Origin of the sequence: Gemmata sp., from assembly GCF_051859125.1 — a bacterium.
GTDB lineage: Bacteria > Planctomycetota > Planctomycetia > Gemmatales > Gemmataceae > Gemmata.
In genome coordinates, this window is record NZ_JBHYGG010000001.1 from 86,630 (window position 1) to 105,723 (window position 19,094).

Consider the following 19,094-nt stretch of genomic DNA (forward strand, 5'->3'; position numbering starts at 1 on the left):
CAAAATGGAGTAGCTTGCGTGGGCTGGGTAGCCGATGAATGGTGTGACCGAGTCGGCAACCTGGTCTCGGTGCGGAACCGGGACCGGTTGGAATGCTGTCAGCCCTACGAAGCGGGAGAGGCCACGGTTCGTCCGAAGCGGGGGTCGCGGGTGCGGGTGACACCGCAACAGCGGCCCGAGCGAGCGTCAGGAGACGGTGACGAGGCAAGCCTGGGAAGGGCTGCCGGTTGTGCGAAGGAACGCCAGTTCGGGAACCGGGCTCGACCCGGCAGAATGGACCCCTTTGCGTTGATCGGCCACCCGCCCCAGTTATGATTGAGGTGGGTGGGTTCTGCCCCCTCAGTCGGCCAACACCGCCCCCGCACCCGCTCACGCGAGGACGGGCACCACCTTCTCAACACCTGCGCCGCGGCCCGCGGCGGTAGGGTCCGTAGGCAGTCAGCGATTCACGGATGGATTCCGGTCCCGCCCCGGCTCGGTCGAACAGCCGCGCGCGGACCTCTTTCATGCGAGCCGGCCGCGCCGGCAAGGTAGACGAGCGTATGAAGACCGTGTTCACGACCGGCGAGGCCGCAAAGATTTGCAAGGTCTCGCAGCAGACGATCATTCGGTGCTTCGACAACGGGCAGCTCAAGGGCTTCCGCGTGCCCGGATCGAAGTTCCGGCGCATCCCCCGGGAGGCGCTGTACAAGTTCATGAAGGACAACGGCATCCCCACGGACGCCCTGGAGAGCGGCAAGCGGAAGGTGCTCCTCGTGGACGACGAGCCGGACCTGGTCGCGACCATGAACGAGGCGCTCCAGGCCGACGGCCGGTTCGAGGTGCGGATCGCGTCCAACGGGTTCGACGCCGGGATGATGGTCAAGGAGTACCGCCCGGACCTCATCATCCTCGACGTGATGCTGCCGGACATCAACGGCAAGGAAGTCTGCCACCGCGTCCGGGCCGACCAGACGATGGAAGACGTCCGGATCATCTGCATCTCGGGCATGATCGAGGACGACAAGGTGCAGGAGCTGAAGCTCGCCGGGGCCGACGACTTCCTGCCCAAGCCGTTCGACGTGGACGTGCTGATCGAGAAGATGTGCGCCCAGCTCGAGATCGAAACGGGTGTGTTGGCCTGAACCAGAATGTGGGGCGCGGACCTCGGACTGCGGGATCCCTCCGACGGGGTTCCGACGCTTGAGTTCCGCGCCCCGCAGTCCGCAATCGAAGGAGTTGCCCGTGCCACGGAAGGCAGTGGGCCGGGCCGCGGTGGAACTGCCGTGGCTGTGCCCGAACACCGACAGTCTGATCGCACTCGCCGACGCGCCGGCGACCGTGCCCGGCTTGTCGGCCGCCGACCCGGGACTGGCGCTCTTTCTGTTCCGCTTCGCGCAGTACGCGACCGACCCGGCCCCGTTCGACCTCGCCCCGGGCGCGGCCCTCGCCGCCTCGCTGCCCGACACCGCGGCCGCCTACCTGGCCGCGTGCCCCGGGGGGGTGATCCCCCCGACCTGTTCCGCTCAGGCCCGCGTCGCCCAGGTGGCCGACCGGGCGGCCCGGATCGCGGCCCGGCTCGCCCAGGTCACCCGGGTCGCGCCCGAATCGGCGGTCGCCGCGGCCGCCCGCCTCGCCCCGCTCGGGTGGTACGCGGTCTCGGCCGTCGACCCCTTTGACGCGGCCGAAGTGCTCCGCGACCCCGGGTTCGCCGAGCGCCCCGCCGAGGTCCAGGCCGACCTCTGGGGCCTCGACCACGCTTCGATCACCCGCCGCCTCGCCGCCCGCTGGCGGCTCCCTCTGTGGCTCGCCACCACGGTCGGGTGCCTGACGCTCCCGCTCCGGGTGGCCGCCCACCTCGTCTCGCACTGCGACGTGTTCGCCATCGTTCAACTCGCGGTCCTCGAGGCCGAGGGGCAGGGGGCCGGGCTCGGACTCACCCGCGGGGCCGACCGCACCGAACTGCTCGACCACCTGCGGCTCGACGACCACGTGCTCCGCCAGGTGCTGGCGACCCTGCCGGCCGCGCCGCCCGCGGTGCCGGCGTCCAACCTCCCGGCCGACCCGCACACCGTCCCGCTGCTCCCCAACCTGCTCAAGCTCGCGGCCGAGAGCCGCCGCCGGAACGGCCCCGCCCTCGTCGCCCGGCTCGAGGAGCGGGTCGATCACCTGCACGGCGTCGCGGCCGACCTCGGCGACCAGGTGGGCGACCGGCTCCGCGAGGCGAAGCTCGTGGCGCTCGCGGAACTCGCCGCCGGGGCCGGGCACGAGATCAACAACCCGCTCGCGATCATCTCGACCAACGCGCAGCGGCTGCTGCGGACCGAGCCGGACCCCGAGCGCGGCGACGTGCTCCGGTCGGTCGTCCGCCAGACGCAGCGCATCTCCGGCATCCTCCGGGACCTGATGCAGTTCGCGCGGCCGGGCCGGCCCGAGCGGCGGCCGGTCACGGTCGGGGAACTGTTCGACGGCGTCCGCGCGAACGTCGCGCCCCTCGCGGCCGAGCGGAACGTCCGCCTCGACGTCGACGCGCGGTCGGCCCAGGTTCAACTCGACGGCGACCCGGTCCAGTTGCGCCACGCCCTGACCGCCGTGGCCCGCAACGCCGTCGAAGCAGCCGGCGGCGGCTGGGTCCGGCTGGCGTGCGAAGCAGAGGAAGACGGCGCGTCCGCGCTCATCCGCGTCGAGGACAGCGGACCGGGCCTGACGCCCGAGGTCGCGGCGCACGCCTTCGACCCGTTCTTCTCGGGCCGCTCGGCCGGGCGCGGGTGCGGTCTCGGGCTCTCCACCGCCTGGCAGTTCCTCCGACAGAACGGGGGGGAACTGCGGCACGACACGCCGCCCAACGGCCCCACCCGGTTCACGCTCACGGTGCGCCGCGCCGACGAGCCCGACGTCCTCACCCTCCGCTCCGCGTAAACGTCACGCGAGCCTACCGACTCGCACAGAAGTGGTAAAGCGGGCAATCTGCAGCAGGTGGGCAATCGTCTCGCGGGTGATGGGGGCTACCGTTGGAAAAATCGCGAGCGTTCACTGCTTGTGGGCCCCGGCCGCCGCGGCTAGCCTCAGGGTGGTGATCGTCACAACGTCTCTCCGTGAGTGTGGTATGGTGGGTACGGGGCTCCGGGCACTGGCCCGTGGCGTTGTGGAACTCGTGTTCCCGAACCGGTGCGGCGTGTGCGAGACCGATCGAGCCGACGGCACGGGCGGTGAGTTCCGGCACAACCTGTGCGCCGCCTGCCACCGGGCCGTCACAACCGACCCGCACCCGGCGTGTCCGTTCTGTGCGATGACCGTGGGACCGCACACCGACACGAGTATCGGTTGTGCGGCGTGTCGCGGTTCTTCCTTCGGCTTCGACGCGGCCGTGCGGCTCGGCCCGTACGACGGGCGGTTGCGGGACGCGGTCCTGCGAATGAAGTCGATGGCGGGCGAGGGGCTCGCCGAGCAGATGGGCGGCGTCTTCTGGGAAGCGCAGCGCAGCAATCTGAGCAACCGGGGGTTCGACGTTGTCGTTCCGGTGCCGCTCCACTGGAGCCGGCGGTTCACGAGGGGGTACAACCAGGCCGAAGCGATCGGACGGGGGCTGGCGCTCGGGTTGGGCATAGCGTTTGCAAAGTCAGCGCTCGTGCGGGTCCGGAACACGCCCCAACGGGCACAACCGACCGCAACGGCACGCCGGGAGAATGTGAAGGGGGCGTTTCGCGTGAGGCGGGGCGCAAGCATCGCCGGGAAGGGTGTCCTGCTCGTGGACGACGTCATGACGACGGGCAGCACCGCGAGCGAGGCCGCGCGAACCTTAAAGTCCGCAGGGGCAGCGACCGTTGTGGTTGCCACCCTTGCCCGACGGTGAGGGTAGTGGGGACTGGTCCGGTCGTGCCTGACGGAACGGGACAGGGCCAAACGTTGTACAGGTGAACCGGGCGATTTGCTGATGTGGGGCGGTTGCGTCTGATACGAATGGGGTAATGCCGGTGCGGCGTTCGGGGGAACGAGGCACCGGCCGAGATACTGGGGGAACGTGGCGATGAAACACCTTGTGCTTGCAATTATTGTCCTTGCCGCCGGGGCCGCACCGGCCCTGGCCGGACCCACCGACCTGTTCACCGAGAAGGTCGCGGACTTCGGCGTGTCCCCGAAGGGCACCGTCCTGGTCCACTACTTCCGGTTCACGAACAACACCCAGCAGACCCTGACGCTCGGCAACCCGCGGGTGTCGTGCGGGTGCACCGCCGCGTCCGTGAGCAAGGCGACCGTGGCCCCGGGCGAGACCGCCGCGGTCATCGCCCACATGGACACCCGCCGCATCCCGGTCCCCAACGTCACCAAGTCGGTCCTCGTGTACGTCCCGTTCCTGTCCCCGACGCAGGAGGAAGTCGTTCTCCGCGTGCAGACCGTCACCCGCGACGACCTGATGATGTCGCCCGACGTGATCGCGTTCGGCAGCGTGAAGGCGGGCGCCGGTGCGAGGGCGTCCACGAAGGTCACGTTCATGAGCGACCCGAACTGGAAGGTCACCGCGGCGACCAGCACCGGCGGGTTCGTGAAGGCCGAGTTCAAGGAAGAGGGCCGCAACGGGAGCATGGTGACCTACGACGTGACCGCGGTCCTCGACCCGAACTGCCCGGCCGGGAACTGGGTCTCGGACATCCACCTGACGACCTCGAACGCCGCGGTCGGCAAGCTCCGCGTCCCGGTGACCGTCACCGTGGCGGCCCCGTCCGTCGCGGTCTCCCCGGAGACCGCCGCGTTCGGCAGCCTGCCCATGGGCGTCGAGACGGAGAAGAAGATCACCCTCAAGAGCGGCAAGCCGTTCAAGATCCTGGAGGTCAAGGGGGCCGACGAGCAGCTCAAGGTCACCGTCGAGAAGACCGGGGCCAGCGAGGTCCACACGATCGTCGTCGCGGCCAACCCGAAGGCGACCGGCGGGTTCACCCGGATGGTCGAGATCGTGACCGACGACAAGGACCAGCCGAAGCTCGTCATCCCGGTGACCGCGAAGGTCGTCGCGAAGTGACCCGGGGCCGCTGATCCCACTCCAAAGCCCGCCCGTTTCAACGGGTGGGCCTTTTCATTTCCATTCCGTATCACACCGGCGATCCCCCCACTGAAGGCACGCCGACCCATGCCGACCGAACCTCTCCCACGGTTCAAAAAGCTGCTCGTCGCCAACCGCAGCGAAATCGCCATCCGCGTGTTCCGCTCGGCCCACGAACTCGGCATCCGGACCGTCGCGATCTACTCGCACGAGGACCGGTTCGCGCTGCACCGGTTCAAGGCCGACGAGGCGTACCGCGTCGGCAACCCGGGCGAGCCGATCCGGGCCTACCTCGACGTGCCCGGGATCGTCGCGCTGGCGAAGTCGGTGGGCGTCGACGCGATCCACCCGGGCTACGGGTTCCTCTCCGAGAACGCGACGTTCGCACGCGCCTGTGCGGAGGCCGGCATCCAGTTCGTCGGCCCGCGGCCGGAGGTGCTGGAGCAACTCGGCGACAAGGTGACGGCACGCGCCATCGCCCAGAAGGCGAACGTGCCCGTGCTCTCCGGCGGCGACCGCCCCGTCGCGTCGATCGACGACGCCAGGGACCTCGCCGCGCGGCTCGGCTACCCGGTCATCATCAAGGCGTCGATGGGCGGCGGCGGCCGCGGGATGCGGGTCGTCCACGCGGCCGACAAGCTCGAGGAGAGCATCGACTCGGCCCGCCGCGAGGCCGGCACCGCGTTCGGCGTATCGGACGTGTTCCTGGAGAAGTTCGTCCAGCGGGCCAAGCACATCGAGGTGCAGCTCATCGGGGACCGGCACGGCGGGCTCGTCCACCTGTTCGAGCGGGACTGCTCGATCCAGCGGCGGCACCAGAAGGTCGTGGAACTCGCCCCGGCCCCGAACCTCCCCGACGACGTGCGCCGGGGCATCCTCGACGCGGCCCTGAGCGTCGGCCGCGCGTGCGGGATCGACAACGCCAGCACCGTCGAGTTCCTGTACGACACCGACGCGAAGCGGTTCTACTTCATCGAGGTGAACCCGCGGATCCAGGTCGAGCACACGGTGACGGAGCAGATCACCGGGTTCGACATCGTCCGCTCGCAGATCATGATCGCCGGGGGCTACCGCCTCGACGACCCGGACGTCGGCCTCCGGCAGTCCGACATCACGGCCCGCGGGTTCTCGATCCAGTGCCGCGTGACCACCGAGGACCCGGCGAACGGGTTCGTCCCCGACTACGGGCGGCTCAGCGCGTACCGGTCGAGCGGCGGCCCCGGCATCCGCCTCGACGCCGGCACCGCGAACCCCGGCGCGGTCATTACCCCCTTCTACGACTCGCTGCTCGTGAAGGTCAGCGCGTCGGGGCTGCGGTTCGAGGACGCGGCCCGGCGGATGGAGCGGTGCCTGCAAGAGTTCCGCGTCCGCGGCGTGAAGACGAACATCCCGTTCCTGCTGAACCTCATCAAGCACCCGCAGTTCCTGGCCGGCGACGTCACCACCCGGTTCCTCGACGAGACCCCGCAACTGTTCCAGTTCCAGGGCCGCCGCGACCGGGCCAGCAAGCTCCTCGCGTACATCGCCGACGTGGTCGTTAACGGGCACCCGGAGATCCGCGGGGGGGACAAGGAGACAAGGAGACAAGGAGACAGGACCGCTCGGATCGCCGCGGTCCCCGCAGTTCCCCACTCCTCGACGCCCCCGGCGGCGAAGCCGCGGGGCACCCGCGACACGTTCAAGGAACTCGGCGCGACCAGGTTCGCCGGCTGGGTCCGCGAGCAGAAGCGGCTGCTCATCACCGACACGACGATGCGCGACGCGCACCAGTCGCTGTTCGCGACGCGGATGCGGACGGCCGACATGCTCGCGATCGCGGACCGGTACGCGACCCACCACGCCGACCTGTTCTCCCTCGAAATGTGGGGCGGGGCGACGTTCGACACCGCCATGCGGTTCCTCAAGGAGTCGCCGTGGGACCGGCTCGCGAAGCTCCGCGAGCGCGTGCCGAACGTGCTGTTCCAGATGCTGGTGCGGGCCGCCAGCGCCGTCGGGTACACGAACTACCCGGACAACGTCGTGTACGAGTTCGTGCGGCTCTCGGCCGAGGCCGGCATGGACGTCTTCCGCATCTTCGACGCGAACAACTGGCTCCCGAACATCCGCCTCGGCATCGACGCCGTGCTGAAGACGAGCGCCATCTGCGAGGCCGCGATCTGCTACACCGGCGACATCCTCGACCCGAAGCGCGACAAGTACACGCTAACGTACTTCGTGAACCTCGCGAAGGAGCTGGAGCGGGCCGGCACGCACTTCCTCGCGATCAAGGACATGGCCGGGCTCCTGAAGCCGCTCGCCGCGAGGAAGCTCGTCAAGACGCTCCGCGAGGAGGTCGGCGTGCCGATCCACTTCCACACGCACGACAGCGCCGGCGGGCAACTCGCGTCGTACCTCATGGCGGCCGAGGAGGGGGTGAACATCGTGGACTGCGCGTTCGCGCCGCTCGCCGGCGTGACGGCCCAGCCGAGCCTCAACGCGCTCGCCGAGGCGCTGCGGTTCTCCGACCGCGACACCGGCCTCGCCTTCGACGCGCTCCAGGGCACCGCCAACTACTGGGACGGCGTGCGGAAGTACTACGCCCCGTTCGAGACGGGGCAGCTCGCCAGTTCGGCCGAGGTGTACCTGCACGAGATGCCCGGCGGCCAGTACGCGAACCTGTACCAGCAGGCGCAGTCGCTCGGCGTCGGCGACCGGTGGCCGGAAGTGGGCCGGATGTACGCCGCGGTCAACAAGCTGTTCGGCGACATCGTGAAGGTGACGCCCACGTCGAAGGTCGTCGGCGACATGACGCTGTTCATGATCGCCAACAACCTGACGCCGGAGCAGGTGCTCGACCCGAAGCGCGAGATCGCGTTCCCCGAGTCGGTAGTCGAGTTCTTCGAGGGCAAGCTCGGCCAGCCCCCGGGCGGGTTCCCCCCGGCGCTCCAGGCGAAGATCCTCCGCGGCCGCACGCCGCTCACCGACCGCCCCGGTGCGACGCTCCCGCCCGCCGACTTCGGCAAGGCGCGTGCCGACCTCGAAGCGAAGCTCGGCCGCCCGGTGAGCGAGCAGGAGGTGAACTCGTACCTGCTGTACCCGAAGGTGTTCGTCGAGTTCGCCGAGGCGCAGGCCAAGTTCTCCGACCTGAGCGTGCTGCCGACGCCGGTGTTCTTCTACGGGATGCAACCGGGCGAGGAGGTGAGCCTCGACATCGAGCCCGGGAAGACGCTCATCATCAAGTTCCTCACGGTGGGCGAGGCCCAGCCCGACGGCCGGCGGGTCGTGTACTTCGAGTTGAACGGCCAGCCCCGCGAGGTGTTCGTCACCGACCGCTCGCTCGACGCGACGGCGGTGAAGGCGCGGCCGAAGGCCGAGAGCGGGAACGCGAAGCACGTCGCCGCGCCGATGCCCGGGTCGATCGTGGGGGTGTCGGTGGCGGCCGGCGACGAGGTGACCGCGGGGCAGAAGCTCCTCGCGCTCGAAGCGATGAAGATGGAGACGACGCTGTACGCCGAGCGGGCCGGGAAGGTCGCCGAGGTGCTCGTGCGCCCCGGCACGCAGGTCGAGGGCGGCGACCTCGTGATCCGGCTCGAGTGACCGGGACCGGTCGAGCGTTACGAGCCACGGGTTCAACCCCGTGGCTCGGCAACAGCGAGTCTCACGGCTTGGGGACGGGCCTCAGAATCTTCAAGAAGTTCTCGGGCACGACCGCCATCTTCCCCGGCTCGAACCCGGCCGACTTGAACGGGTTCGCACCCGCCGCTCCGGCCTGGACCAGCCCCACTGCGACGCCCCCGACGAAGCCCGTCGCCAGTCCCGGCCCGCGAACCGCGGGGCCGGCGACCGCCACCGATTCCGGGCCGAACAGGTCCGGCTTGCCGCGGAGCGCCAGCCCCGGGCCGCCACCGTACAGCTCGCCCTTGACCGGCACGCCAATCGTCGTCGCGCCCAGCGAGTCGCCGGGGATGCCGACCCCGGCCTCGGGCGAGACGTAGGACCGGAACACGGCCCGCCCCTCGCCCGGCTTCGCGGAGAGCGTTTCGACGACGATCCGCGGGTTCACCTCGACGCTCCGCTTGAGCCCCGGCAGGAGGGCCTCGGGCTCGTACCCCTTGGCCACGACCAGCGCGTACCGGCCGGGCTCCTTGACCGTGAACTCCATGATCTGCTCGAAGACCACGTAGGTTCGGGTGAACAGGAGCGGGTACGGGCCGCCCGCCGAGCGCGCCTCCTCGGCCATCTCGTCGCTCGGGAGCTTCTCGCCCCTGGGGTCGAGTTGCCGGAACATCCGCAGCACGACCGGGTACGCCGGCCGGTCCACGCCCGGGAAGTTCGGGTCGGTCGGCTCGCGCCACTGCATCGTGACGCGGACCCTGGCCCCGGCCGGGAGGTCCGCGGCGGTCTCGCCGGTCGGCCCCTCGAAGCCGAGGAAGTTCATGTCGGCTGACCAGTTCATGGGCGGCAGCGGCTGCGCCGCCGGGGCGAACTCCATCGAGGCGTCGCTGTTCAGGTCCAGGAACGGGCCGCCCCACACGGTCCCGCCGGCGGCGCTCGCGGCCTGCACCCACACGATCGGCGGCAGGGGAGCGGCCCGCGGGTCGCCGGCGCGCCTCGCGATCTGCGGCGGCAGCGGAACCGCCATCTGCTCGAGCTCCCGGCTCAACTGGCTCAGCGCGTCGAGCGGGTACCCGCTCTCCCACTCCAGCGTGTTGACGATCACCCGCGTCCCGAGCAGCGCCGACAGGACGTTCTTCTGGAGCGCGTTGAACCGGTCGATCCGCTGCGTGAGCCGCACCTGGTCGGCGAGGACGGCGTCGAGCGCCGCCTTGGCCCGCACCCGGCGGGCCCTGGTCGGCTCGTCGTCGGCGAGGTCGTCGAACGCGAGCCGGTACTCGTTCAGAACGAGTTCCTTGCGGCGGGTCAACTCGACCGTCTTGTTCGAGATGTCCGCGAGCCGCGAGCGGAGCGCGTCGGAGTACGTCGCCTCCTTCCGGATGACCTTCAGGACGCCGAACAACTGGAAGATCGCGCCCGGGTCGATCCGCACCAGCACGAGTTCGGCGTCCGGCGCGGCCACGGCCAGCGCGACCGCGGCCGCGGTTCCCATTCCGGCCCGGTTCGGGTCCGCCGGCGAGGGCAGGATCTCGGGGTTCAGCTCGGCCGTCAGGTCGAGGACGCGGGTCTTCTTGGGGAGCCCGGTGCCGATGAGCTTCTCGGCCCCGGTGAAGTCCGACCCGACGACGACCACCTTGACCCCGCCGCCGGTGTACCCGAGCCGGTGCAGCCCCGCGACCCCGGACGCCTTCACGACGTCGGCGGCGCTCGCGGGCCTGCCGCCCGCAACGATCGGGGTGCTGGTCTCGCTCGCCTGCCGCGGGAGCCGCACCGAGAGCACGTCGGCCTCTTGTGCGAACCGCTCGACGTCGGCCGGCCGGTCGAACCGGATGCTGGCGAGGTTGCCCGCGGCCCCGTCGAGCGCGGCCCCCTCGGTCAGGAGCGGCAACCCGTCCGTGCCCTTTAGCTGGTTGCCGTCGGCGTCGCGCTTCACGGTCGGCGAGTACGCGCTCGCGAGCCGCCCCCGGAGCTGATCGAGCCGGTCGTCCACCGGCTCCGCGAACAGCACGATGACGCGGGTCGGGGTCTCCTTCAGTGCGGCATCGGCGAGGGCCGCCCGCAGGTCCGGGGTCATCTTGGCCCGTCCCGGCGGGGCGACCTCGGGCGCGAAAGGCGGCGGCAACTCCGCGGCCGGCATCACCTCGACCCACCGGACCGGGAGCCGGTCCGCGAACGGGCGCGGGAGCCGGTCCGGGGGCGTGTCGGTCACGAACCACCCGGCCGGCTCGGTCCGCAGGTCCTTGATGAGCCGGTCGAGGTACTTGAGCGGGATCGTGCCCTTGAGCTGCTTGTACCCCCGGGTGTCGTAGCCAAGTGCCTCGCGGAACCCGAGCTTTTCCAGTTGTTGGAGCACCTGGAGGTGCAGCACTTGCTGGACCGTCGGGATCAGGTCGCCGCGGAGGATCACTCGCACGGGCACGCCCTTGTTCCGGTCCTCGGGGTACGCGTACCCGGCCGGCGCGAAGAGGATCTGCTGGACGCGCGGGTCGTCGAGGAGCGACAGCACTTTGGCCGACGCGATGGTGCCGGTGAGCCGCTCCGCGTTCGGGTCGAGGACGTCGAGCTCGCGGTCCGGGTCGTCCTTCCGGGCGTCCTCGAACCCCAGGGCCGCGAGGTGCTTCTCCATCCCGCGGAACTGGCGCACCCGCTCGTCGCGGTCGGCCCGGATGCGGTACCGGATCTGGACGTCCAGCTTCTCCGGCCGCGGCGGCTCCTGGACCCGCGGCGCGTCGGCCGCCTGCGACCAGACGGGGCCGAGGGCGGCGGCCAGGAGTGCGGCGGCGAGGCGGGTGTGCGTCATGGGTGCGTCCGTGGACAGGCGCGGCTCGTCTCTTCATCGTCGCGCCGCGGCGCGGACTTTCCAAGTCGGGCGCGGGAAATATGTGCCGGCGGTCGGCGAGGGGCGGGTGGCGCGACCGGTGCCAAGAAGTGCGGTGGGACCGGTCGCAGCAGAAGGGTTACCGGCGCGTCCGGGGTCGCCGCAGTGGCTTCTCAGTTCATCGGCGCGACCGCGCCACCCCTCGCCGATGAACTCACACTTTCGCCGAATCAACCACATTCAGGCGGACAAATTTGTATTAGAATTCACAGCGCGTTACGGCGTAACGAGTTGCGTGAGGCGGTTCTTGCCTCGCGAAACCGCCGGAGTCCAGACAAATTGACGTGAGAATGACGTCCGTAACGCGATCGGATGTGGTCCGCCCGGACCGCATTGCCGTCCGGGCGAGTCGGAATCAGACCACCTGGCCCTCGACGCCCGCGACCTTCGCCCCGGGGCCGAACGCGACGGTAGTGAGCCGGTCGACGGGGTACTTGTCGAGGTACGCCCGGACGTCGTCGAGCGTGACCGCGTCGTAGTTGGCCAGTTCGGTGTCCACGTCGCGGTACTCGCCGGTGTACGCCCACATCGACGCGATGGCGTTCATCCGGCCCATCGGCCGCTCGCTCCCGCGGACCCAGCGGGAGGTGATCTTGCTCTTGGCGAGCTTCAACTCTTCGGCCGTCAGCCCGTTCTTCTGCACGTTCGCGAGCACCTTGCGGACGATCTCCATGTTCCGCTCGGCGTGCTCGAGTTCGCTCGTGAACGAGGCGTACACGACGCCGCTGCCGTCGTTCTCGTAGAAGCTGCAGTCGGCCGAGTCCGCGAGCCCCGGGTCGATGAGCGCCCAGTACAGGTGGCTCCCGGTGTCGTCGCCGACGGCGAGGGCCATCGTGTCGGCCGCGTACCGCATCTTCGAGTCGGCCGGCGGCCCGCCCGCCAGGAACAGGACGTACTCCTGTTGCACCTTCGGCCGCGTCAGCACATGCAGCCCGCCGACGCCGTTGCACTCGGTGCGGTGCGTGCGGCCCACCTCGGCCGTGTTCCACCCCGAGCACGCGGCCGCCGCCTGCGCGACCATCTGGTCCCAGTCGTAGTTCCCGGCGACGGACAGGATGATGTTGTTCGCCGCGTACCGCCGGGTGAAGTAGGCGTGCATCTGGTCGCGGGTCAGCGCCCCGACGCTGCCGAGCGTGCCCAGGACGCTGTTGCCGAGCGGGTGGCCGCCGTAGTAGATGCGGCGGGCGTTCTCGCCGGCCACCGACCCCGGCTGGTCGTCGTACATCTTGATCTCTTCGAGGATGACCTTCTTCTCTGTGTCGAAGTCGTCGTCCCGGAGGCTCGGCCGGAGGATGTCCGAGAGGATGTCGAGCATCTGGGGCAGGTACTCGGGGAGCCCGGCCGCGTAGTAGACGGTGTTCTCCTCGCTCGTGTACGCGTTCGGGCTGGACCCGATCCGGTCGAAGTCGAGGTTCACCTGCTCGGCGGTGCGCCGCGGGGTCCCCTTGAACATCATGTGTTCGAGGAAGTGCGACACCCCGGCCTCCTCGGGGGTCTCGTCGCGGGAGCCCGTGCGGACGAAGTACCCGAGGGCGACGGACCGGGCCGACGGGCTGGTTTCGCCGATGATGGTCAGCCCGTTGGGCAGGCGCGTGTGGTGGAACGGCATCGGTGCCTCGACTTCGAACGGATGATTGGGACGGTCGCTCGGAACCGGCGTCAGAACGGCCAGCGTGTCTGGAGACCCGTTGAGGTGGTTGCCCCTCACCCGCCGCTCGCAAAGCCGAGCGGCGACCTCGCCCCGTAGGAACGGGGCGAGGTGGGGTGATCGGTCCCTCTCCAGGGCTGATCCTACTCAATCGCTGGTGAGGAGCCCGGAGAGCCCCACCTCGCCCCGTTCCTACGGGGAGAGGTCGCCGCGCTTCGCGGCGGGTGAGGGGCTCCACGCTCACTCACTCACCAGACACGCAACCGCATTCCGCCACCGATTCGCAGGGTGCTTCCGCTGGGTTCTTGCTTCGGTATCAGGCGTAGCCGCGGAACCAGTACACCCACGCCAGGAGCGCGAAGAAGGTCGCGACGACGCCGGCGAGGTACACGAACACGAGCGGGGCGAGCCGCTCGTCCGGCTCGCGGGCGACCGAGCGCTTGAGGGTCGGCATGCGTCACTCCGGCATGGTGAGCGGGGCGGGGCCGATCGTCACGAGGGTGGTGCCGCGGACCGGGAACCGCGCGAGGTGGTCGACCACCATCCCGGCGGTGAGGCCGTCGATGGCGGCCTGCACCTCGTCGAACGACCGCACGCGGCCCAGGTGGTACCAGTCCGAGGCGATCGACCCGGCCCGGGACGAGGTCGATTCCTCCTGCATGATGAGCGACGACTTGAGCCCGGCCTTCACGCGCAGGATCTCGTCGTCGCTCACGCCGTCCTTGAGCTTGCGCAACTCGGCCATGGTCACGTCGAGCGTCTGCTGCGCGCGGTCGGCCCCGGTGCCGGCGTACCCGATGATGGTGCCGCGGTCCTTGAACGTCTCGTGGCGGACGCCGACCGAGTAGCACAGGCCGCGCTTCTCGCGGACCTCGGTGAACAGCCGGGCGCTCATGCCGCCGGAGAGCACGCCGTCGGCCGCCCGTGCGGCGTAGTAGTCCGGGTGCGTGACGGGGACACTCGGGTAGGCGATCGCGATGTGTGTCTGGGCCGTTTCCTTGGGAATGTGCCCCGACTCGGGGGTCCGCTCGGTGGGCGCGAGGTCCGGGTCGGCGCCCGGCTTCCAGTCGCCGAACAGCTCCTCGACTTGCGCCTTCAGCCGCTCCCACTCGACGTTCCCGGCGACCGAGAGGATCGTGCCGTTGGGCCGGAACAGCCGGGCGTGGTGCACCTTGACCGCTCCGATGGTCAGCGCCTCGACGTCCTCGATGGTCCCGCGGCGGTCCTTGTTCAGGGGCGGCGGGTAGTACCGCTTCCGCAGCTCGAGCATCACCTTGGCCTGCGGCGCGTCCTCGAGCGCCTCGATGTCCTGGACGGCGAGGGACTGGACCGGTTCCAGCTCATCGGCGGGCAGGTGCGGGCGGCGGAGCACGTCGGCGTAGATGGTGAGCGCGGCGGGGACGTTCCGGGCGAGGGTCGAGCCCCAGAACCGCATGTTGTAGACGCCGACGCTCTCGTCGCGGTCCACGCCGAGGCCGTCGAGGGCGAGCGAGAGTTCGCGGCTGTCGCGGTCGCCGGCCCCGCGGGTGATGAGGTCGGCGAGGACCGAGCCGACGCCGAACTGGCCGTCCGGGTCGTTCGCGCAGCCGGCGGGCACGAGGAAGTTGATGGCGGCCGAGCGGACGTGCTCCATGCGCTCGGCGAGCAGCACCAGGCCGTTCGACAGGGTGTGCTGGAAGACCTGTTGTCCCACGTCGCCCTCCGTGCAGTCCCACTGCGACTCGGCGAGTGGGCTCTGGGATTCTACGGACCGGCCGCGTTAAACCCCAACCCCGACGTGATCCGGCACCGGCGGCCGCACCGCGACCTCGCGGTAGATGGTCTTGTACGACCGGAACCCGAGGCGGCGGTACACGCGCACGGCGGGGGCGTTCGCGGCCGTGACCTCCAGGAACGCCCGCCCCACCCCGGCGGCCGCGAACCCCTCCAGGCACCTGAGCAGGAGCGCCCGGCCGAGCCCGGCCCCGCGCGCGTCGGCGACCACGCCGAGGTTCTGCACCCCGCCGTACCCGCTCTCGTCGAGGAGCCCCTGAACGGTCCCCACGGGGCAGTCCGGGGTCGCGACCAGCCACGTCGCCGCGGGGCAGAACCCGGGCCGGCCCGTGATCGCGGCCATCAGGTCGCGGCACCCCTGGAGGGTCGCGAGGCACGGGAACACCTCCGCGTCGGTCTCGCCCGCGAAGCACGCTGCGAGCACCCGCGCGTGCGCGTCGAGGAGCTGGGGGTTCCACGGCAGCCAGAAGTACCCGGGGGGCACCTCGGCCGGCGGCCGCGGGTGCCGCAGGTCGAGTTCCATCCGGTGCCGCTTGACGTACTTCACCTGTCGCATGGCCGGGACGCTTCCGACGGGGGATCAGAGACGACGCAACTGGCTGTACAGGGCGGCGAGCACGACCAGCACGGTCATTATCCCAAATCCCAGGAGCCAGGACGACCGCCCGGTGTCCGCGACCTCGGAAAGAGACAGCGCGTCCGGCGGCCCTGGCCCGGGGCGGTCCGCGGCTTCCCCGGAATCGTCGGTCCACAGTTCGGGGTGGGCCTCGGGCGAATCGACGGCCTCGATCGCGGTGTGCGCCGTCAGGTGGGCCAACCGCTTCGGGGGGAGCGCGAACGGGACGAGCAGCTCGCGCGCGGCGGCCCCGGTCGGGGGGCGGTCGGCGGGGTTCTTCGCCATCAGCCGCTCGACGACGCGGACGAACGCGGCGGGCACCTCGGGGTTCAGGTCCGTGATCGGCGTCGGCTTCATCGTGAGCTGCCGGCGGATCTTGTCCCTTGCCGTGCCGCCGGGGAAGGGAGGCGTGCCGGTCAGCGCGTAGTAGATCGAGCACCCGAGCGAGTACAGGTCGGAGGCGGGCCGGGCCGCGGTCGCGTCGCGGGCCTGCTCGGGCGAGATGAAGTTCATCGTGCCGACGATGTACCCCGCGCCGCCGACGATGGTCGGGTCGTCGGGGAGCGGCTCGCCGGGCCGGTACGCGAACCCCAGGTCGAGGAGCTTCGCGCGCCCGTCCTGCGTGAGGATGACGTTGCCGGGCTTCACGTCGCGGTGGACGAGGCCCGATTCGTGGACCCCCGCGAGGCCCGCGGCGACGTCGGCGAACCACCGGGCGGCGTCCCCCACCGAGAGCCGGCCGTCGCCCAGCACGATCTGCCCGACGGTCTTCCCGGGAACGTACTCCATCGCGAGGTAGTGGACCCCGTCGGCCTCGCCCCCCGTGAACGTGCGGACGACGTGCGGGTGGTTGACCCGCTGGCCGAGTTCGATCTCGCGGCGGAACCGGGCCAGCATCCGCGGCTCGGCCCGCGCGACCCTCGGCGGGAGCACCTTGAGCGCGACGAGCACCTCGTCCCCGAGTTCCTCGGCGAGCCGGGTGTCGCGGGCCAGGTACACGGTGCCCATGCCGCCGCGGCCGAGCGGGGCGAGGATGTGGTACGGCCCGAGCGCGAGCCCCTGCCAGTGCCCGTGGAGGAGCTTCTCGGCCTGGAAGTGGGTGAGGTCGCCGGTGCGGACGAGGGCGTCGGCGACCTCGCGGGCCGGCGCGGCGGGGGTGCGGGCCGCGGCCCTCCGCAGCGGCTCCGCGTCGATGAGTCGGCTCCGTGCCGCCAGTTCCAGGAACTTGTCCCGCGACACGTCTGCGGTCGTGGTCATGGTGAGATGATATCACCCGCCCGGGGGAACGCCTCCCGGCCGCACCGTGCGGGGCGGCCGGCCCCGGGGCGGGGCGAACCCCGCGAGGCGGTCGAGTTCGTACCGGGCCGCCGCGACCTGCTCGCGGCTCACCCGCATCCGCGGCCCGTACCCGCTGTGCCCGTCCGCGTCGCCGAGCGGCACGACTTCCGTGAACGACCCGTGGACCTGGTCGCAGCCCGTCGCGGCGAGCAGGTGCTCGACGTTCTCGGCCCGCACCTGCCCGCACGGGAGCACCTCGACCCGACCCGCGGCCCGGTCGCGCACGCGCTTGATCGCGCTCGCGCCCGCGGCGGCGGTGTCCTCGCGGCCGCTGGTGAGGACGCGGCGGAACCCCAGCTCGCTCACCGCCGCGAGCGCGTCCGAGAGCACCGGGGTGCGGTCGAACGCGCGGTGGAAGACTGCGGGCGTCGGGCCGCACAGGTCGAGGAGCTTGCGGCAGGCGTCGCGGTCGATGGTCCCGTCCGGGTGGAGCGCGCCGAACACGTACCCGGCCGGGTGGGTGCCGCGGCACAGCTCGACGTCGCGGGCCATCACCGCGACTTCGTCGGGCGCGTACACGAAGTCGCCGCCGCGGGGCCGGACCATCACCCAGATCGGGAGTTGAGTGGCCGCCTGCGCCGCGAGGAGGAGGCCGAGCGACGGCGTCAGGCCGCCGAGGTCGAGCGCCGAGCAGAGTTCGATCCGGTCGGCCCCGCCCGCTTCCGCCGAAACAACGTCCGACAGCGACTCGCAGCACACCTCGAGAACGAACCGCGGTTTGGGGTGCGGGCCGCTGTCGGCTTCGTCCGGCACCGGCGAGTGGCGGTTCATGTCCGTGGGTCCGTTGGCGGCGCGGTCCCGAATTGCGCAAGTTCGCTCGGGTTTGGGAGCTTCACTGTCGGACGGTCGCGGACCACTGTCAAGGACGTTCTACGGCCCGCTCGATCTTGCGGCCCGGCCCGGCACCAAAGTCGCGGCCACAGCCCACTGCTTTGGCCGCGACCTCCGGGGTACAATCGACGTGACGGGGCCGATCACCGACTTCTGGTGCCGGCCCGACACCGAGTTCCCAGGTGCCGCGTGCGTGGTCTCATCCTGCTGGCGAGTGGCGCGTTCCTGTTGTCCGCGTGCGACCGGGGCCGCGCGCCGTCCCTGCCCGACGTGAAGGTCGCGGCCCCGACGGACGATGCCGCGGCGCGCGCCTATCACGATCGGGTCGCGGCCTACCTCGAAGAGGCGCGGTCGGGGGCCAAGTTGCTCACGCTCTCGCCCGGCCCCGACGAGGTGCGGCGGCGGGCGGATCGGATCACGGAACTGCTGGCACAGGTCCCGCCCGCCCCCGCGGGCACCGACCCGGGCGGCGAGACCGCGGACCGGTTGCGGCGCATCCGCGCCGCGTTCGAGGACGGGCGGCTCCAGGTGGCCGCGACCGACACCAAGGACGCCGCCGCGGCCCGCCGGCTCTACCAGGACCGGCTCCCCGCACTCGCGGGCACCATCTCGGGCCTCGCGGGCGAGGTCGAAGCGAAAACCACTCGTAGCCCCAGCGCAAAGTGACGCACCGCTGTGTCCCGGCCGCTAGGCCCGGCCGTCCCTCCGCTGACGCTCGGCGTCGAGCAACTTCATCCAGTCTCCCATGTAGTGGCCGTGGTCGTGGAAGGTCCGGCCGCTGACCAGGTTCCGGTCCACGACGCACGCCGCGTCGACGTAGTGGCCCCCGCAGACCTCGAGGTCGAACTTGCACTTGGCGACGGTCGCCATGCGGCGGCCCTTCACGCACCCGGCGCGCGCCGGGATCTCGACCCCGTGGCACACGCTCGCGATCGGCCGGTCGTGCTCGAAGAAGTAGCGGGTGATGCGGATCAGGTCCTCGTCGTCCCGGATGTACTCGGGGGCGCGGCCGCCGGAGAAGAAGATGCCCAGGTACTCCTCGGGCCGCACGTCCTTGAACGCGATATCGGCCTCGATGGTGTACCCCTCCCACTCGCGGGTGATGTGCCACCCGGGTTTGACCTCGTGCATCACCATGTTGTAGCGCTTCTTCTCCGGCCCCGCGACGACCGGGGCCAGGCCCGCCTCCTGGAGCCGGTAGTACGGGTAGAGCGTGTCGACCGTCTCCGTCGCGTCGCCGACGATGATGAGCACCTTGTGCTGGGCCACGGCAACCTCGGGTCGAGGGGTGAGATGAGGGGAAGTGTACTCGCGACCGTGGGGCGGTGTCGCGGCACAATTCCCGAATTCCGAGCGCCGAAGTGCGACCGAGACCCCACCCGATTGCGGCCCGACGAGC

At 70.8% G+C, this 19,094-nt stretch carries 14 protein-coding genes; 6 read left to right on the forward strand and 8 right to left on the reverse strand.

What is annotated here, in order from left to right; all coding sequences use genetic code 11:
- The first annotated feature begins 542 nt into the window (after window positions 1–542).
- The 5 genes from ACTIGN_RS00260 (at window position 543) to ACTIGN_RS00280 (ending at window position 8,593) form a co-directional block, all read left to right on the forward strand.
- On the forward strand, window positions 543–1,124 hold the full coding sequence (locus ACTIGN_RS00260) for a response regulator (RefSeq protein WP_144951885.1): 582 nt from the start codon (window positions 543–545) through the stop codon (window positions 1,122–1,124).
- Window positions 1,125–1,224: 100 nt separating this feature from the next.
- Complete coding sequence (locus ACTIGN_RS00265) at window positions 1,225–2,898, forward strand: sensor histidine kinase (RefSeq protein WP_439620311.1); 1,674 nt, start codon at window positions 1,225–1,227, stop codon at window positions 2,896–2,898.
- Between the two features lie 31 nt (window positions 2,899–2,929).
- On the forward strand, window positions 2,930–3,832 hold the full coding sequence (locus ACTIGN_RS00270) for a ComF family protein (protein WP_439620313.1): 903 nt from the start codon (window positions 2,930–2,932) through the stop codon (window positions 3,830–3,832).
- A 174-nt stretch (window positions 3,833–4,006) separates the two neighbouring features.
- Window positions 4,007–4,996: a DUF1573 domain-containing protein gene (locus ACTIGN_RS00275; RefSeq protein ID WP_439620314.1), complete on the forward strand. Its 990-nt coding sequence runs from the start codon at window positions 4,007–4,009 to the stop codon at window positions 4,994–4,996.
- A gap of 108 nt (window positions 4,997–5,104) precedes the next feature.
- Window positions 5,105–8,593 (forward strand): pyruvate carboxylase, encoded by a 3,489-nt coding sequence (locus tag ACTIGN_RS00280; protein ID WP_439620316.1) that lies wholly within the window; start codon window positions 5,105–5,107, stop codon window positions 8,591–8,593.
- A 61-nt stretch (window positions 8,594–8,654) separates the two neighbouring features.
- Here the strand turns inward: ACTIGN_RS00280 and ACTIGN_RS00285 are convergent, their stop codons facing one another.
- The 7 genes from ACTIGN_RS00285 to ACTIGN_RS00315 form a co-directional block, all read right to left on the reverse strand.
- Window positions 8,655–11,411: a hypothetical protein gene (locus tag ACTIGN_RS00285; RefSeq protein ID WP_439620318.1), complete on the reverse strand. Its 2,757-nt coding sequence runs from the start codon at window positions 11,409–11,411 to the stop codon at window positions 8,655–8,657.
- A gap of 433 nt (window positions 11,412–11,844) precedes the next feature.
- Window positions 11,845–13,098 (reverse strand): M16 family metallopeptidase, encoded by a 1,254-nt coding sequence (locus tag ACTIGN_RS00290; RefSeq protein ID WP_439620319.1) that lies wholly within the window; start codon window positions 13,096–13,098, stop codon window positions 11,845–11,847.
- A 355-nt stretch (window positions 13,099–13,453) separates the two neighbouring features.
- On the reverse strand, window positions 13,454–13,591 hold the full coding sequence (locus ACTIGN_RS00295; RefSeq protein ID WP_439620321.1) for a hypothetical protein: 138 nt from the start codon (window positions 13,589–13,591) through the stop codon (window positions 13,454–13,456).
- Window positions 13,592–13,594: 3 nt separating this feature from the next.
- Entirely contained in the window at window positions 13,595–14,830 is a 1,236-nt protein-coding gene (locus ACTIGN_RS00300; protein ID WP_439620323.1) for a M16 family metallopeptidase, read from the reverse strand.
- 66 nt (window positions 14,831–14,896) lie between these two features.
- Window positions 14,897–15,466, reverse strand: a complete 570-nt coding sequence (locus ACTIGN_RS00305) for a GNAT family N-acetyltransferase (protein ID WP_439620325.1) — start codon at window positions 15,464–15,466, stop codon at window positions 14,897–14,899.
- A gap of 24 nt (window positions 15,467–15,490) precedes the next feature.
- Window positions 15,491–16,783: a serine/threonine-protein kinase gene (locus ACTIGN_RS00310; protein ID WP_439620327.1), complete on the reverse strand. Its 1,293-nt coding sequence runs from the start codon at window positions 16,781–16,783 to the stop codon at window positions 15,491–15,493.
- A 12-nt stretch (window positions 16,784–16,795) separates the two neighbouring features.
- On the reverse strand, window positions 16,796–17,635 hold the full coding sequence (locus tag ACTIGN_RS00315; protein WP_439620328.1) for a copper homeostasis protein CutC: 840 nt from the start codon (window positions 17,633–17,635) through the stop codon (window positions 16,796–16,798).
- Between the two features lie 249 nt (window positions 17,636–17,884).
- Between ACTIGN_RS00315 and ACTIGN_RS00320 the strand changes: the two genes are divergently transcribed.
- Complete coding sequence (locus ACTIGN_RS00320) at window positions 17,885–18,361, forward strand: hypothetical protein (protein ID WP_439620330.1); 477 nt, start codon at window positions 17,885–17,887, stop codon at window positions 18,359–18,361.
- 21 nt (window positions 18,362–18,382) lie between these two features.
- Here ACTIGN_RS00320 and ACTIGN_RS00325 read toward each other — a convergent pair whose 3' ends face one another.
- Window positions 18,383–18,964, reverse strand: coding sequence for a DJ-1/PfpI family protein (locus ACTIGN_RS00325; RefSeq protein ID WP_439620331.1), 582 nt, complete (start codon window positions 18,962–18,964; stop codon window positions 18,383–18,385).
- Between the last annotated feature and the right edge of the window lie 130 nt (window positions 18,965–19,094).